The organism is Streptococcus sp. 27098_8_75 (genome assembly GCF_041432475.1).
Taxonomy (GTDB): Bacteria; Bacillota; Bacilli; order Lactobacillales; family Streptococcaceae; genus Streptococcus; species Streptococcus gordonii.
Genome location: NZ_JAPVZR010000001.1, coordinates 208,159 through 224,503, shown reverse-complemented (window position 1 = coordinate 224,503; position 16,345 = coordinate 208,159). Strand labels below are relative to the sequence as shown.

The 16,345-nt window shown below is 40.9% G+C and carries 15 protein-coding genes; 14 read left to right on the top strand and 1 reads right to left on the bottom strand.

Going from position 1 to position 16,345, the window contains the following annotated elements:
• Positions 1–3: 3 nt before the first annotated feature.
• The 13 genes from O3640_RS01035 to strH all read left to right on the top strand — a co-directional run bounded on the left by O3640_RS01035 (position 4) and on the right by strH (position 14,522).
• Positions 4–801, top strand: a complete 798-nt coding sequence (locus tag O3640_RS01035) for a D-alanyl-D-alanine carboxypeptidase family protein (RefSeq protein WP_195321410.1) — start codon at positions 4–6, stop codon at positions 799–801.
• 118 nt (positions 802–919) lie between these two features.
• Positions 920–1,504, top strand: a complete 585-nt coding sequence (locus tag O3640_RS01030) for a DUF3796 domain-containing protein (RefSeq protein WP_195321409.1) — start codon at positions 920–922, stop codon at positions 1,502–1,504.
• Positions 1,501–1,716 (top strand): helix-turn-helix transcriptional regulator, encoded by a 216-nt coding sequence (locus O3640_RS01025; protein ID WP_125365674.1) that lies wholly within the window; start codon positions 1,501–1,503, stop codon positions 1,714–1,716. The genes O3640_RS01030 and O3640_RS01025 overlap by 4 nt, the downstream gene beginning before the upstream one ends.
• Positions 1,717–1,817: 101 nt before the next feature.
• A complete protein-coding gene (locus tag O3640_RS01020; RefSeq protein WP_008808411.1) occupies positions 1,818–2,141 on the top strand; it encodes a PadR family transcriptional regulator in 324 nt (107 codons plus the stop codon).
• Entirely contained in the window at positions 2,141–2,713 is a 573-nt protein-coding gene (locus O3640_RS01015) for a DUF2812 domain-containing protein (protein WP_195321408.1), read from the top strand. The genes O3640_RS01020 and O3640_RS01015 overlap by 1 nt, the downstream gene beginning before the upstream one ends.
• A 42-nt stretch (positions 2,714–2,755) precedes the next feature.
• Positions 2,756–3,595, top strand: coding sequence for an ABC transporter ATP-binding protein (locus O3640_RS01010; protein ID WP_105026223.1), 840 nt, complete (start codon positions 2,756–2,758; stop codon positions 3,593–3,595).
• The gene (locus tag O3640_RS01005) at positions 3,588–4,316 is read left to right on the top strand and encodes an ABC transporter permease (protein WP_045772845.1); all 729 of its coding nucleotides are present in this window, start codon (positions 3,588–3,590) and stop codon (positions 4,314–4,316) included. The genes O3640_RS01010 and O3640_RS01005 overlap by 8 nt, the downstream gene beginning before the upstream one ends.
• Before the next feature lie 162 nt (positions 4,317–4,478).
• Positions 4,479–5,513, top strand: a complete 1,035-nt coding sequence (gene hrcA / locus O3640_RS01000; RefSeq protein ID WP_011999912.1) for a heat-inducible transcriptional repressor HrcA — start codon at positions 4,479–4,481, stop codon at positions 5,511–5,513.
• A gap of 35 nt (positions 5,514–5,548) precedes the next feature.
• On the top strand, positions 5,549–6,085 hold the full coding sequence (gene grpE, locus O3640_RS00995) for a nucleotide exchange factor GrpE (RefSeq protein WP_048778192.1): 537 nt from the start codon (positions 5,549–5,551) through the stop codon (positions 6,083–6,085).
• 486 nt (positions 6,086–6,571) lie between these two features.
• A complete protein-coding gene (dnaK, locus tag O3640_RS00990; RefSeq protein WP_045505634.1) occupies positions 6,572–8,395 on the top strand; it encodes a molecular chaperone DnaK in 1,824 nt (607 codons plus the stop codon).
• Between the two features lie 248 nt (positions 8,396–8,643).
• Positions 8,644–9,276 (top strand): DJ-1/PfpI family protein, encoded by a 633-nt coding sequence (locus O3640_RS00985; protein ID WP_061596135.1) that lies wholly within the window; start codon positions 8,644–8,646, stop codon positions 9,274–9,276.
• Between the two features lie 308 nt (positions 9,277–9,584).
• On the top strand, positions 9,585–10,718 hold the full coding sequence (dnaJ, locus tag O3640_RS00980; RefSeq protein ID WP_008808419.1) for a molecular chaperone DnaJ: 1,134 nt from the start codon (positions 9,585–9,587) through the stop codon (positions 10,716–10,718).
• Between the two features lie 228 nt (positions 10,719–10,946).
• Positions 10,947–14,522, top strand: coding sequence for an LPXTG-anchored beta-N-acetylhexosaminidase StrH (gene strH, locus O3640_RS00975; protein ID WP_371586474.1), 3,576 nt, complete (start codon positions 10,947–10,949; stop codon positions 14,520–14,522).
• 161 nt (positions 14,523–14,683) lie between these two features.
• Here the strand turns inward: strH and O3640_RS00970 are convergent, their stop codons facing one another.
• Positions 14,684–15,157 carry an NUDIX hydrolase gene (locus tag O3640_RS00970; protein WP_045634300.1) on the bottom strand — a complete coding sequence of 158 codons (474 nt, stop codon included), beginning with the start codon at positions 15,155–15,157 and terminating at the stop codon, positions 14,684–14,686.
• 101 nt (positions 15,158–15,258) lie between these two features.
• Between O3640_RS00970 and truA the strand changes: the two genes are divergently transcribed.
• The gene (truA, locus tag O3640_RS00965; protein ID WP_061598526.1) at positions 15,259–16,008 is read left to right on the top strand and encodes a tRNA pseudouridine(38-40) synthase TruA; all 750 of its coding nucleotides are present in this window, start codon (positions 15,259–15,261) and stop codon (positions 16,006–16,008) included.
• Positions 16,009–16,345: the final 337 nt, after the last annotated feature.

Genomic DNA, 16,345 nt, shown 5'->3' with positions numbered 1-16,345 from the left:
AAGTTGAAACACGCTAAACATCTAAGAGTAAAAAGGAAATCCAAGGCCAAGAAGGTTGGTTTGACGATCTTACTATTACTTATCTTGACCTTAGTCATAGGTGGAACGGTTATTTATTTTCGCCCATCCTTATTGAAGAATCTTCTCAGCTATGTTCAGGTTTCGAGTCAAGGGAGTAGCTCTACTAAGCCAAGCAGTTCTAAGTCTTCAAGATTAACAAGTTCTGATTCTGATTTACCCAAGGTGTCTTCAGCGGATTGGAATTTAGTCTTGGTTAACCGTGATCATCTACAGGAGGAAAAGACGCCATCTTTGACTCAGGTTGGGGAAATCCGGGTGGATAGTCGTATTGCTGAAAATACTCGCCAGTTTCTTGCTGCGGCTCAGACCGTAGCTCCAGGAGAAATACTAATTTCTGGTTATCGGAGCCGTGCAGAGCAAGAAGAGCTCTTTAATGAGAATGTTGCAGCAGAAGAGGCTAAGGGCCTGTCGCATGAAGAGGCTGTTAGTGCTGTCCAGAAACAGATTCAGCTTCCAGGAGCTAGTGAACATCAAACAGGTTTGGCTATTGATATGAGTGTTCCTGAAGGCCTGGAGGATGAACTAGCTGCTAAGATAGCTCAACTAGCACCTCAATATGGCTTTGTCCTTCGCTATCCCGAAGGCAAGAGTAATATTACTGGGGTTGATTTTGAACACTGGCATTACCGCTATGTCGGCGTAGAGAACGCCCAGTATATGCAAAAGCACAATCTAGTTCTGGAAGAGTACATCGCACTGCTAAAGGCAACAGAAAAATAAATCAAGTAAGTCAGGTGTTCCTGGCTTTTTTTATCGAGAAATTTGCATTATGATGACTAATGTGATATATTTATAACATAAGATGTGATATATTTATAACACAGAAGGAGGATCTATCATGAAAATAAGTCAAAAGTTAGCCTTGTTACTACCTTTGTGGATTCTGGTCTTATGGGGAGATTGGGCGGTTTTATCTGGGGCTGTTCGATTTAGCTTGCTGGAAAAGTTGATATTAATTGGTGGGACAGGAATTGGTCTATTTTTTGCTACTTGGGGTGCTTTAAAAAGCAAACAAAATGAAGTTAGGGAGAGGAAGATTTTCTCTATTAAAGAAAAATTAAATGGTATCCTCGTTTTATCTGCTTCGTCTATCTATACACTAGGCATTTGGCTCAGTACACCACCTGCTGGTCTTTTAAAAGAAATCGTGATGGCAGTAGGTCTCCTAGTGCAGCTGGTTTTTCTTGGTTACTTTATCTTAAGAAAAGCAGATGAGCAAGCAGATGAGCGTTTTTATGCAAATCTATCTAAGGCTGCCATGACAGCATTTGCTAGCAGTATAGTCGTTCTGTTAACCTTAGCCTTGCTTTTAACGATCATGAAGGAGCTGTATATTCCAGGAGGTATCTTTTTTATAGTAGCAGGGGTGCTGGTCTTGCTTTTCAATTTTGTATTCATGTATTTGGAAAGTAGAGGGGCATGAAGGGGAAAGTGAGCAATCTTATTACAAGTTTGAAGTCTACTCGTGAGGCTCGTGGCATGACCCAGCAAGAGTTGGCAGAGCGTATCGGTGTCAGGCGAGAGACCATTTTGCATCTAGAAAATAATCGTTACAATCCTTCTCTTGAAATGGCTCTAAAAATTGCACGAGTCTTTGATTTGAAGATAGAGGATCTATTTGAGCTAAAAGAATAATTTAAGCAAGATTCCTATATAAACTCTTGACAACTATATCGGACTGCGATATAATACATATATCAAGGTTCGATATATCGAAGTGAAAGGGAGGAGCAAAGATGAGTGGATTGACAGAAAAACTCAGGCGAGTCTATGTACCGATGACAGAGACAGGATTCTATATTCTCTTTTGTCTCCAGAAAGAAAGGCATGGCTACAGTATTACTCAAAAAGTCAAGGAATTGACAGATGGGCAACTATCTATCAGTCCCGGAACCATGTATGGAACCTTGTCCAAAATGGAAAAGGATGGTCTGATTGCCTTTGTTCGCGAGGAAGAAAAGAGGAAACTCTACCAGATTACAGATCTTGGGCAGAAGATTTTGAACTTGGAAATTCAGCGGATTGAACGCCTTTACCGGAATAGTAAGGAGGATGTTTGATGGGAAAGAAAGTCGTCTACAGGATCTTTACCATTGCAGACTACGATAGAGAAGCGTCCTATTTTAAAAAGATGCATGGCCAGGGCTGGAAGTTGAAAAAAGTAAACTATTCCCCTTTTATAATTGCAGTTCGTTATACTTTTGAAAAAACTTCACCTCAGGAAATGGCTTATCAATTAGATTTTCGTCCTATAAAGAAGGCGGAGCGAGACTCCTATTATCAACTATTCAAAGATTGTGGTTGGGAGCATATTACAAATTTTAATCAATTTTCCTATTTCCGCAAGCCGGCTTCTCAGCTTGATGCGGAAAGTGACCTTGAGATCTATAATGATGCTTGGTCTAAGCTAGAAATGGTTAAGCGTTTGCTTATATGGCGGTTTTTCCCAGCCCTTGTAGCTTTGTTTTTTGCTACTTATTTAGTTTTAAGTGTAGCTCAAAAAGGTTCAGATGTAGATTGGCTAGTAAAATGTATCTTATTAATAGATACGATATTGTTATTTATTTTATTTGGTCAATTGGTTCATATCGGCTTGAGTTTCTGGAGAAGGAAGCAGGAGCTCAAGAGCTGATGAGCCCCTTATCAACTGTTTTTTATGAAAGTGAGGATAATGATGAAAAAAATGATTATTGAAGTTCAAGGCTTAAAAAAGAAGTTCAAGGAACAAGAAGCCTTGGCAGGAATTGATTTTTCCATTCAAGAAGGAGAAATTTTTGGCTTTCTAGGACCATCTGGATCAGGAAAAACAACGACCATTAATATCTTGACTGGGCAGCTCAAGGCAGATGCTGGAACAGCTCATGTGCTGTCTGAAACGGTTGAGGATTTAAAGGTAGAAGTCCTGGAGCAGATTGGAATTGTCAGTGATACGAGTGGCTTTTATGAGAAGATGTCACTCTATAACAATCTCAAGGCCTATGCTATGATCTTTGGTGTTGATATGAAGAAAGTTGATGAGCTTCTTCAAAAAGTGGGGCTCTATGATAGTCGCAACAAGGTGGCTGAAAAGCTATCTACAGGTATGAAGCAACGGATGCTATTGGTCCGTGCCTTGATTAATCAGCCTAAATTGCTCTTTTTGGATGAGCCGACCAGTGGTTTGGACCCGTCAACTTCCCGAACAATCCATGACTTGCTACTGGAACTAAAAGCTCAGGGAACAACTATTTTTCTGACGACACATGATATGCAGGAAGCTACACTTTTGTGCGATCGTTTGGCTTTATTGCATAAGGGTAAGTTGGTCGAAGTAGGCAGTCCGCATGAGATTATCCAAAAGTACAATACAGATAAGAAAGTTCGTTTAGAATATGTAGATTTGACAACGAAGACGGTGGCCTTTGAGGAATTGCAAGGAGGCATGGATCTGTCAACTGTTATCAGTATTCATTCTTGCGAACCAACTTTAGAAGATGTTTTCATCACTTTGACAGGAGGTACCTTAAATGTCTAATAAATTAAAAGGTATGATTTGGCTGAGAGGTCAAGTGACATTAGCAAATAAAAGTATTCTATTACAAGTTCTCATGCCGGTTTTCTTCGTTTTTCTTTATAAATTTATTTTTTCACTGAATGGAGCGGGTCAAGAACTGGGAGCAGACAGACTAGCTACCTTGTTAATGAATATTTCTTTGCCCTTCTCTTTAGCCATGTCTGTTGGGACACCCATTATTATCATCTTAGCTGAGGAAAGGGAAAAACATAATTTGCAAAGTTTGCGCTTGGCTGGTGTGACAGCGGGTCAATACATTCTCTCCGCTTTAATCTGGCCGGCGATTATTGGGATTTTTTATATCGTCGTTACCCCGATTTTGATAGGAGCCAAGCTTTCTAATCAGGTATTCAGCTATGGTTTGGTTCTCTTGTTAACCTTGCTAGTCTTAATTTTCTTCTTCTTAATGGTTGGTCTGTTTTGTAAAAATCAAGTCATGGCTCAATCCCTTAGTGTTCCGGCTATGCTCTTGGTAGCTTTTATTCCTATGTTTTCAAATATGAATGAGGATTTATTTAAGGTTCTGCGTTATAGCTTTTTGGGCCTCTTTACTATTTTTATGAAAGATTGGTCTAACTTCCAATTTTGGAGTGGAGAACTTTTGGCTCTCGTTCTCTGGCTACTTCTTTTTGCAGGACTTTCCTTCTACTTAATGAGTCACATGAAATCCTTGGATGATTAAACTAGGTCTTTAGACTGATTTTTAGCACTCTTGTAAAAAGAGTGCTAATTTTTTGAGTTTTTATCTTGACATTGTTTCGGAAGAGTGTATAATAGAATCATGAGTTAGCACTCGAGGTTATCGAGTGCTAACAAAGAAGGGATCTTGAATGGAGGTGGTACCGTGGTAACGGAGCGTCAAAATGAGATTTTAAATTTGATTATTGATATCTTTACCAAGACTCACGAGCCAGTAGGATCTAAAGCTTTACAGGATTCTATCAATTCGAGTAGTGCTACTATCCGAAATGATATGGCAGCTCTAGAAAAACAGGGACTATTGGAGAAGGCTCATACATCTAGTGGTCGTAAACCTAGTGTTGCTGGTTTTCAGTACTTCGTCAAGCATTCGCTATCTTTTGATCGTCTAGCTGAGAATGAACTTTATGAGGTTATCAAGGCCTTTGACCATGAGTTTTTCAACTTGGAGGACATTCTTCAACAGGCAGCGGACCTTCTAGCTAAGCTGAGTGGTTGCACAGTTGTTGCCTTGGATGTCGAACCCAGTCGGCAACGTTTGACAGCATTTGATATCGTAGTACTCAGTCAGCATACGGCTCTAGCAGTCTTCACTCTAGATGAGTCCAATACTATCACCAGTCAGTTTATGATTCCGCGCAACTTCCTAAGAGAAGACTTGGATAGGCTTAAAGCTTTGGTTCAGGAGCGATTTTTGGGACAGACAGTCTTGGATATTCACTACAAGATTCGGACGGAAATTCCTCAGATTATCCAGCGCTATTTCACTACGACAGATAATGTCATTCATCTGTTTGAGCATATCTTCGGTGATATTTTCAAAGAGAATGTTATTGTGTCCGGCAAGGTTGGCTTGTTGAATTTTTCAGATTTGAAGGCCTATCAATTCTTTGATGATTCACAGAAGGTGGCCTTTGAGATTAGAGATAGTCTAGCCGAGGATCAGATGCAAAGTGTGCGCGTGGCAGATAGCCGAGAAAGTTGCTTGTCTGATTTGACCATTATTTCTAGCAAATTCCTGATTCCTTACAGAGGATTTGGAATTTTAGCAGTCATTGGACCAGTCAATCTCGACTATCAGCGAGTGGTCAGCCAGGTTAATGTGATTAATCGTGTCTTAACTATGAAACTGACGGACTTCTATCGCTACCTCAGTAGTAACCACTATGAAGTCCACTAATTACAGTATAATCATTCCTAAAAAGGAGGTGCCTTGTGGCAAAACATAAACAAGAAAAACATCCAGAAGATGTAGAAGTAAAAGAGGAAGCAGTAGAAACAGCTGAGCAAGCTGAATCTGCAAGCCCCGTAAAATCAGAATTAGAACTAGCAAATGAGCGGGCAGATGATTTTGAAAATAAATATCTCCGTGCTCATGCAGAAATGCAAAACATCCAACGCCGTGCCAATGAAGAGCGTCAGCTCTTGCAACGCTATCGTAGTCAAGATTTAGCGAAAGCGATCTTACCTTCTTTGGACAACCTTGAGCGTGCTCTTGCTGTTGAAGGATTGACAGACGATGTCAAAAAAGGATTGGAAATGGTGCAGGAAAGCTTGGTTCATGCTCTCAAAGAAGAGGGCATCGAAGAAATTCCGGCCGATGGAGAATTTGACCATAACTATCACATGGCCATTCAAACTGTTCCAGCTGACGACGAACATCCAGCAGATACCATCGCACAAGTCTTCCAAAAAGGCTACAAACTCCATGACCGCATCCTAAGACCGGCTATGGTGGTAGTATACAACTAAGATATAGAGCCCGAAAAAGCTCACAGTAAAAATAGGAGATTGACGAAGTGTTCGATGAACACAAGGAAATCTATCTTTTTTACCCAGAGCTTAGGGCGAGTTCGATTAGGCGGTAAGTCAGAAATCTGTGATTTCGTTGACGCACCCCTGCAAGGGTGATTAGGCTTGTCACGAGCGTTTGCGAAGTGAACTGCCAATCAGCTACTGCGTATAATTTCGACTTCTCATGTCGTAACCTTACATAATAGAAAACTTGTCCGAAACGACAATAAACTATGAAGAAAGATAAGAAGAAATTGTTCAGCTTTGCAATAGTGAGCGAAGCGAACAAAAGACGATACTCTTCGCCGTGGTGTTATTTGCGCAAACTTTGAGACCTTAGGCTCAAAGTTTAGTCAAAGAGATTGACGAAGTCAAGCTCTGACGGCGCCGCCACCTAAGAAGAGTATCAAAAAGAAAGAATGTAAAATTTAAGGAGAAAAACACATGTCTAAAATTATCGGTATTGACTTAGGTACAACAAACTCAGCAGTTGCAGTTCTTGAAGGAACTGAAAGCAAAATCATCGCAAACCCAGAAGGAAATCGTACGACTCCATCTGTAGTATCATTTAAAAACGGTGAAATCATCGTTGGTGATGCTGCAAAACGTCAAGCAGTAACAAACCCAGATACTGTTATCTCTATCAAATCTAAGATGGGGACTTCTGAAAAAGTTTCTGCCAACGGTAAAGAATACACTCCACAAGAAATCTCAGCTATGATTCTTCAATACTTGAAAGGCTACGCTGAAGAATATCTTGGTGAAAAAGTAACTAAAGCAGTCATCACAGTTCCAGCTTACTTTAACGATGCGCAACGTCAAGCGACTAAAGACGCTGGTAAAATCGCTGGTCTTGAAGTAGAACGTATCGTTAACGAACCAACAGCAGCAGCCCTTGCTTACGGTTTGGACAAGACTGACAAAGAAGAAAAAATCTTGGTATTTGACCTTGGTGGTGGTACATTTGACGTATCTATCCTTGAATTGGGTGACGGTGTCTTCGATGTATTGGCAACTGCAGGAGACAACAAGCTCGGTGGTGACGACTTTGACCAAAAGATTATCGACCACATGGTTGCAGAATTTAAGAAGGAAAATGGCATCGACTTGTCAACTGACAAGATGGCTCTTCAACGTTTGAAAGATGCAGCTGAAAAAGCTAAGAAAGACCTTTCAGGTGTGACTTCAACTCAAATCAGCTTGCCGTTCATCACAGCAGGAGCCGCAGGTCCTCTTCACTTGGAAATGACTCTGACTCGTGCGAAATTTGATGATTTGACTCGTGATCTTGTAGAACGTACAAAAACTCCAGTTCGTCAAGCTCTTTCTGATGCAGGCTTGAGCTTGTCAGAAATCGACGAAGTCATCCTTGTTGGTGGATCAACTCGTATCCCAGCCGTTGTAGAAGCTGTTAAGGCTGAAACTGGTAAAGAACCAAATAAATCAGTAAACCCTGATGAAGTAGTTGCCATGGGTGCAGCTATCCAAGGTGGTGTGATCACTGGTGATGTCAAAGACGTTGTCCTTCTTGACGTGACTCCATTGTCACTTGGTATCGAAACAATGGGTGGTGTCTTCACAAAACTCATCGACCGCAACACTACTATTCCAACTTCTAAATCACAAGTCTTCTCAACTGCAGCAGATAACCAACCAGCCGTTGATATCCACGTTCTTCAAGGTGAACGCCCAATGGCAGCAGATAACAAGACTCTTGGACGTTTCCAATTGACAGATATCCCAGCTGCACCTCGTGGAATTCCTCAAATCGAAGTAACATTTGATATTGACAAGAACGGTATCGTGTCTGTTAAGGCCAAAGACCTTGGAACTCAAAAAGAACAAACAATTGTTATCCAATCAAACTCAGGTTTGACTGATGAAGAAATTGATCGCATGATGAAAGATGCAGAAGCTAACGCTGAAGCAGATAAGAAACGTAAAGAAGAAGTAGACCTTCGTAACGAAGTTGACCAAGCAATCTTTGCGACTGAAAAGACAATCAAGGAAACTGAAGGTAAAGGCTTCGATGCAGAACGTGATGCTGCCCAAGCTGCCCTTGATGACCTTAAGAAAGCGCAAGAAGACAACAACTTGGACGAAATGAAAGCAAAACTTGAAGCATTGAACGAAAAAGCTCAAGGACTTGCTGTTAAACTCTACGAACAAGCCGCAGCAGCCCAACAAGCTCAAGCAGGAGCAGAAGGCGCACAAGCAACAGGAAACGCAGGCGATGACGTCGTAGACGGAGAGTTTACGGAGAAGTAGGCGGTAAGACAGAACTAAAAATTGAAAGTTTTTAGTTCGTAGTCGAACCCCCGCGAGGATGATTAGGATTTTTGGGAGTCTGAAAGACGAACCCAAAATCCAATCAGCTACCGCGTTAAAAGTGTTTTGAAAATTAGATGAGGTAGATAGGTCTTTGTCTTATCCTCTGTCTGATGTCAAAAGTATAAAAAGAAATCCAGAGGTTGCAACCCAGCCTCTGTTTTTCGGTAAGATAGAGGGTGATGCTTATGAAAAAAGCACTTTGTATCATTTATCCTAATTTTTCAATTTATGAAGTAGTTGGTCTGACCAGTACTTTAGCTCTATCTTTTGGTATTGAAATCGATTATGTTGGTTCAGATAGAAATGTTATAAGGTCGGAAGATGGATTAGCCTGTCAACCTACTAGAACACTGGATAAAGTAGTTATCGAAGACTATTCTTGTGTCATTTTGCCAGGAATGATAAATATTGCTTCTGCTTTGCACGATGAAAAATTGATTTCTTTCCTAAGAAGTTTGAATCAGCAAGAGATTTTGATTGCAGCTATTTCCTCAGCGCCCATTTTATTGGCGAAAGCAGGCTTATTGAAGGACACGAAATTTACGGGTGGGATTTGGCAAAACTTCTTTGACTATTTTGAATTTCTTCCACGGGAAAATTTCAAGGCTAAAGCTGTCCTGCAAGATAAAAATATCATTACTGCTGTTGGCTTTGCACATCAAGAGTTTGCAAGAAAAGTGCTTCTTAGTCTAGGCTTGGTAGGTAATGCTGACAACTATTTTAAAGAACGGAATCAGTATTCAGAAGAGGAATTGATATTCAATTTGTCAGAAGAAGAATTTGCTGAGATGAAACAGAGCATAAAAAACAACTTCTAAGAATTCTCTTAAAATTTAAAGAAAGAAACATGGGTGTTCGCAACTGAACACGGATTCCAAAAATTCTGACTCAATATGAAAGAAAGGAACTGAACCCGACCTAAATCGAGGGTTGGTTTCGAAAACATTATAGAAAGGAACGAGAGTGTTCGCAACTGAACACGGGTTCTAAAAATTCTGACTCAATATGAAAGAAAGGAATTGAACCCGACCTAAATTCTCAGAAAAAAGAGAAATCTGTCTAGGAGCGTCGCTCCGTCGCCTGATTTCCTATTTTTCAGTCGAATTTTACGGTCTTGGTATCTTATATGAACAATACAGAATATTATGACCGTCTAGGTGTCTCTAAAAATGCTTCACAGGATGAAATCAAGAGAGCCTATCGGAAATTATCAAAAAAATATCACCCAGATATTAATAAAGACCCTGGGGCAGAAGATAAGTACAAAGAGGTCCAAGAGGCTTATGAGACTTTAAGTGACGAGCAGAAAAGAGCGGCCTATGATCAGTATGGTGCTGCTGGAGCCAATGGTGGTTTTGGCGGTGGCGCAGGTGGCTTTGGAGGCTTTGATGGAGCTGGCTTTGGTGGTTTCGAAGATATCTTCTCAAGTTTCTTTGGTGGCGGTGCTTCGCGAAATCCAAATGCTCCTCGTCAGGGTGACGATCTTCAATATCGTGTAAATCTCAAGTTTGAAGAGGCTATTTTTGGTACTGAAAAGGAAATTAAGTACAATCGGGAAGCGTCTTGTCGTACATGTAGCGGATCAGGTGCTAAGCCAGGGACAAGTCCAGTGACTTGTGGACGCTGTCATGGCTCAGGTGTCATCAATGTAGATACGCAAACTCCTCTGGGCATGATGCGTCGTCAAGTGACCTGTGATGTCTGTCATGGACGCGGAAAAGAAATTAAGGAACCTTGTACGACCTGTCATGGAACAGGACATGAAAAACAAGCCCACAGTGTCCATGTTAAAATCCCAGCAGGTGTGGAAACTGGCCAGCAAGTTCGCTTAGCAGGCCAAGGAGAAGCAGGTTTCAATGGTGGCCCTTATGGAGACTTATATGTAGTCGTCAATGTCGAACCAAGTGATAAGTTTGAGCGAGATGGATCTACTATTTACTACAAGCTCAATCTAAACTTTGTTCAGGCCGCTCTTGGAGACAGTGTGGAGGTTCCAACCGTTCACGGTGATGTTGAGCTCAATATCCCAGAAGGCACTCAGACTGGCAAACGCTTCCGCTTACGTGGCAAGGGAGCTCCGAGTCTTCGTGGTGGAAGCATGGGGGATCAGTATGTGACTGTTAACGTTGTGACTCCAACAGGACTGAATGATAAGCAAAAAGCGGCGCTCAAGGACTTTGCGGCTGCAGGGAATATCAGTGTAAACCCTAAGAAAAAAGGCTTCTTTGACCATATTAAAGATGCTTTTGATGGGGAATAAAAGAAAGGCAGAGAGTGGACTGAAGTTATAGTTCACTCTCTCTTTTTTGGATTTAAGATTTTTTGAAATCTTGCTTTAAAATATAGGTATCTGAATTAAATCTCTTTATCATTAAATTATAGAATCTTGCTGAAGGCTCATTGCAGAACAGGGGGTAATAGCCTATAATGAAGAAAAAGAAACCGTTTACATATTGGTTTTTCTATTTATTAAAAAGGAGATTTTATGATGGTCTTTCATAGAGAACAGCGTTTTTCTATTCGCAAATTTTCAGTTGGGGCAGCTTCTGTTCTAATTGGAATTACTATGGCTGGACAGGTTGTTTCGGCAGAAGAGCTTCCAACTACGCAGTCAAATGTTGTCGCTCCAGCAGATTCTACTGAACCCAAAGCTACAGAAGAAGTGGCAACCTCTAGTCCCGCACAAGATAAGTCTACAGCAGAGGAAACGTCCGGAGCAAATCCTGTAAACAATAGTGAAGCAACTCCATCAACTTCTGCTCCAGCAGAATCTAATACAGATACTCCTAAGCAAGACAAGACCCCTGAAAAAGATGCTACAGGAGAAGCAGAAAAAAGAAATGATTCTGAGGAGAAAGCAGGCTTACCTACTGATGCACCTAAGAGCCAAGAGTCAGACCGTGTTGATGAAAAGCTTGCCATGAGGAAAATGATTTCAGTTGATGCAGGTCGTAAATATTTTAGCCCAGAACAATTGAAAGAAATTGTAGACAAGGCTAAGCGTTATGGTTTTACAGACATGCATTTACTGTTAGGAAATGATGGACTGCGTTTCCAATTGGATGATATGTCGTTAACTGTAGGCGGTAAGACCTATTCTAGTGAAGATGTTAAAAAAGCTATTGAAAAAGGGACCAACGATTATTATAATGATCCAAATGGCAATCACTTAACACAAGCTGAAATGACGGACTTGATTGACTATGCTAAACGACAAGGAATCGGTCTTGTTCCGACAATCAATAGCCCGGGCCATATGGATGCGATCCTGAATGCCATGAAGGAGCTGGGAATTGAAAAACCTAATTTTGACTACTTTGGCAAGGAATCTGCTCGAACAGTTGATTTAAATAATCAGCCTGCTGTTGATTTCACAAAAGCCCTGATTGAGAAATATGCTGCATATTTTGCCGGTAAAACGGATATTTTCAATATTGGTTTAGATGAATATGCTAATGATGCGACCAATGCTAAAGGCTGGCAGGTTCTACAAGCAGACAAGTATTATCCAGGAGAAGGTTACCCAGAAAAGGGGTATGAAAAATTCATTGCTTATGCCAACGATCTAGCTAAAATTGTTAAGCGAAATGGCTTGAAACCAATGGCTTTCAATGATGGTATTTACTATAATTCTGATCAGAGTTTTGGTGAATTTGATAAGGATATTATTGTGTCTTATTGGACTGGTGGCTGGGGAGGCTATGATGTTGCTTCTTCCAAACTTTTGTCTGAAAAAGGGCATAAGATTCTAAATACCAATGATGCTTGGTATTATGTTCTAGGTCGGAATGCAGAAGGGCAAGGTTGGTATAATCTGGACCAAGGATTGAAGGGAATTGCTTCTACACCGATTACCAGTGTTCCTAAGTCTGAGGGAGCAGATATTCCAATTATTGGTGGTATGGTGGCTGCATGGGCAGATGAGCCTTCAGCGCGTTTTTCCCCATCTCGGCTTTACAAGTTGATGCGTCGCTTTGCCGACCAAAATGCTGAGTATTTTGCTGCCAATTATCAAGATGTAGAAAAAGAATTGGCAGCAGTCCCAAGTGACTTAGCTTCTAAATATACACCAGAAAGTATCGCTCGACTTAAGGAAGCAGAAAATGCTGTTAAAGAATTAGACAGCCATCTTAGTCGAAGCAAGCAAGAAGAGATTGATCTTGCGGTTGCTCGCTTAAAAGAAGCCCGTGAGCATCTCCAGCCAACCCCTGATTATCAAAAGGTGCTAGATGCCCAAGCTGAAAGAGAAAAACTAGCTAAGAGCAAGGTGATTTCTATTGACGCTGGTCGGAAATATTTCTCATTGGATCAGCTAAAGAGAATCATTGACAAGGCTAGTGAATTGGGATATTCAGATTTGCATCTGCTAGTTGGAAATGACGGGATGCGCTTCATGTTGGATGACATGACCGTTGAAGCTAACGGTAAAACCTACACAAGTGATGAAGTGAAAGAAGCAATCTTGGCTGGTACCAAGGCTTACTACGATGATCCAAATGGAAATGCCCTCAGCCAGAAAGAGATGGATGAGCTGATTGCTTATGCCAAAGGAAAGGGGATAGGCCTTATTCCAGCACTCAATAGCCCAGGCCATATGGATGCCCTTTTGGTCGCTATGGAAAAACTAGGTATTCAAAATCCTCAGGCTTATTTTGATACACTATCCAAAACAACCCTTGATTTGGAAAATGAAGAAGCCAAGTCCTTTACCAAAGCTTTGATTGGAAAGTATATGGATTACTTTGCAGGCAAAACCAACATTTTCAACTATGGAACGGATGAATATGCCAACGATGCTACCAATGCTCAGGGTTGGTATTATCTCAAATACTACAACCTCTATGGTAAGTTCGCAGAATATGCTAATTCTCTAGCTGCTATGGCAAAAGAGAGAGGTTTGCAGCCAATGGCCTTCAACGATGGCTTCTACTATGAAGACAAAGACGATGTTGAGTTTGATAAGGATGTCTTAATCTCCTATTGGTCTAAAGGCTGGTGGGGCTATAACCTGGCATCACCACAGTATTTAGCAAGTAAGGGCTACAAATTCCTCAATACCAATGGGGATTGGTACTACATTTTGGGACAAAAACCGGAAGATGGCGGTGGTTTCTTACAGAAAGCACTTGATAATACTGAAAAGACACCATTTAATCAACTAGCTTCTACCAAGTACCCAGAAGTAGACCTTCCAACAGTCGGTAGCATGATTGCCATCTGGGCTGATAGACCGCAAGCTGAATACAAGGAAGAAGAGATTTTCCAATTAATGACTGCTTTTGCTGATCATAATAAAGACTATTTCAAGGCTAATTATGGCCCTATTCGGGAAGAAATTGCTAAAATTCCAACCGATTTAACCATCTATACACCAGAATCTGTTGCAGCTCTAAAAGCAGCTCAAGATGAGGTTGATTGGGAATTAAGCCGGATGAAGCAAGAAGAGGTGGATAAACTAGCAGCTAAACTAAAAGTTGCTCGCGAAAATCTCAAGCTAATCACCTACAATGGCAGCGCTGATGAGGAAGAAGTTCGCGCTCTTGTGGAATATAAACCATATCTTGATATTCAAACAGAAGAGATTGCCTTTGAGACAAAAGAAGTAGCAAATCCAAACCTTGAAAAAGGTCAACGCAAGATTTTGCAAGTGGGAATCAAAGGTGAAAAAACGAATTTAGTTGAAATATCTGCCCAGGACGGTAGTAGCAAGCTTGTGGAAAGTTTCGTTTCTAAGGATGCTGTAGCCGAAATTGTGGAAATTGGGACAAAAGAAGCAGATTCAGCAAAAATGGGTGGAAGGCAGGTTCAACCAGCCCCGTTGGTTACTCCTTCTGTTAAGGGATCATCACCTATTAGCCAAGTAAGTAAGAAAGAAGAGGGTCTAAAACCGACTCAAACTAAGCAGCCAATAGCTGAACAAAAATTATCTCAACCATCTGCCCAAGCAGTGGCTAAGGACAATAAACTTCCGCAAACTGGAACAACTTCAGCTTGGCCTATAACTCTTCTGGGAACAGCTTTAGCTATGATCGGTTTGGGTGGACGCAAGAAAAGGAAAGGATGATTTATTATCGTTCTAAAAATCGAGTGTAAACCTAGGCTTAAATAATTATTTGGACAAGAATAAAGACGAGGTCAAAGAAAATAGTTTGGCCTCGTCTTTTTGTTTATGACATTATGGGGAATAGGCCCTCTAAGGGGGGTGCTAGCTTAGGTTCTTTTTCTTCACTCGCCTGGTTTTCCAGTTATGATGTGTTGAATTCCTTGATGGATATGAGGGAGCAGTTCAGGTAGAAAATTAGGATAGGCTGTTTGGTGTTGGAGTTCTTCCAAAGGGATCCATTCGACAGTTTCATTTTCTGAAAGACTAGGGAATTGCTGTCCTTTTGGTTTCATCAAGTAATAAAAGCAAATTTCGTGACAGTCTAGTCCTGCCAATCGTCCTGTTTCCTGCCGGAAGAAGTTTTCATGGATAAATACTAGCCGATCAATCTCGTATTCTTGACCGGTTTCTTCTTGGATTTCCCTTTTGACAGCTTCCTGGGAGGATTCTCCCAACTGAATAGCACCTCCGAGTGGATAGAAGTAGCTTTCGTCAGGGTTGGTCATGAAGGCCACGGCTCCTTCTTCTATGATAAGTGCTGCGGCTTTGTATCTGAAACGTCTATGTTCTTCTTGAAAGCTGATATCTGCTAACATTCTTCCCTCCTTTTTTAGAATTAGTATATCATTTTTTTGTTGATAATGGCATAATGAAAATGTTCTTGCTACTACTAGCTTTTCCTGCTACAATAGGTCTTATGACTAGATATAAAGCGATTATTTCCTATGATGGACATGACTTTGCTGGTTTCCAAAGACAGCCTCATGCTAGAAGTGTCCAAGAAGAGATTGAAAAAACCTTGACTCGAATTAACAAAGGCCAGCCTGTGGTCATTCATGGTGCAGGTCGAACAGACAGTGGTGTTCACGCTCTGGGACAAGTCCTACATTTTGATTTAGCAGAAGAGCGGGATGAAGAGAAATTGCGTTTTGCCTTGGATACACAGACGCCAGAAGATATTGATTTCATCAGTGTGGAGCGGGTATCGGATGATTTTCACTCTCGCTACAATAAACACAGCAAGACCTATGAATTTTTGGTGGATATCGGTAGACCCAAGAATCCTATGATGCGCTATTATGCCACACATTATCCTTATCCTCTGGAGCTGAGCCTGATAGAAGAAGCGATTACTCAGCTAGAGGGGACGCATGATTTCACAGGTTTTACTGCTTCGGGGACCAGTGTGGAAGACAAGGTTCGGACCATCACTGAGGCCAAGGTCCGCTATGATGCAGAGCGTAATTTTCTGGTCTTTACTTTTTCGGGCAATGGCTTTCTCTATAAGCAGATTCGAAATATGGTTGGCACACTTCTCAAAATCGGCAACAAGCGTATGCCAATAGAGCAGATCCAGAGGATTTTAGCGGAGAAAGACCGTCATCTAGCAGGGCCAACTGCCGGTCCCAATGGCCTTTATTTGAAAGAAATTAGATATGAAGAATGAAGCTGAGATAATGGTATCTTGGCTTTATTTGATTGGGAGTAGCTTTCTAGAAAAGAGACTAAAAGATTCTTCTCTGATACATTTTTATTTCTATCTGGGAAGTCTCTTTAAAATGTCATATGGAATAGGTGTGAAATGACTATTTGGAGCGATTTTTAGCGATTCTACAAAAAAAGCTGAAAAATTCTCCATTTTTTAGTAGTTTTTAAAGAAATAAATAGCTTTTTCAGGAAAAATCTATTGTAAAAAACATCTAAAAGAATTATGATAATACTATGTGTATAAATGCTGTCTTTTAAAGGCTGATAGGGAGTTGGCTAGTGAAGACTTGGGGAGA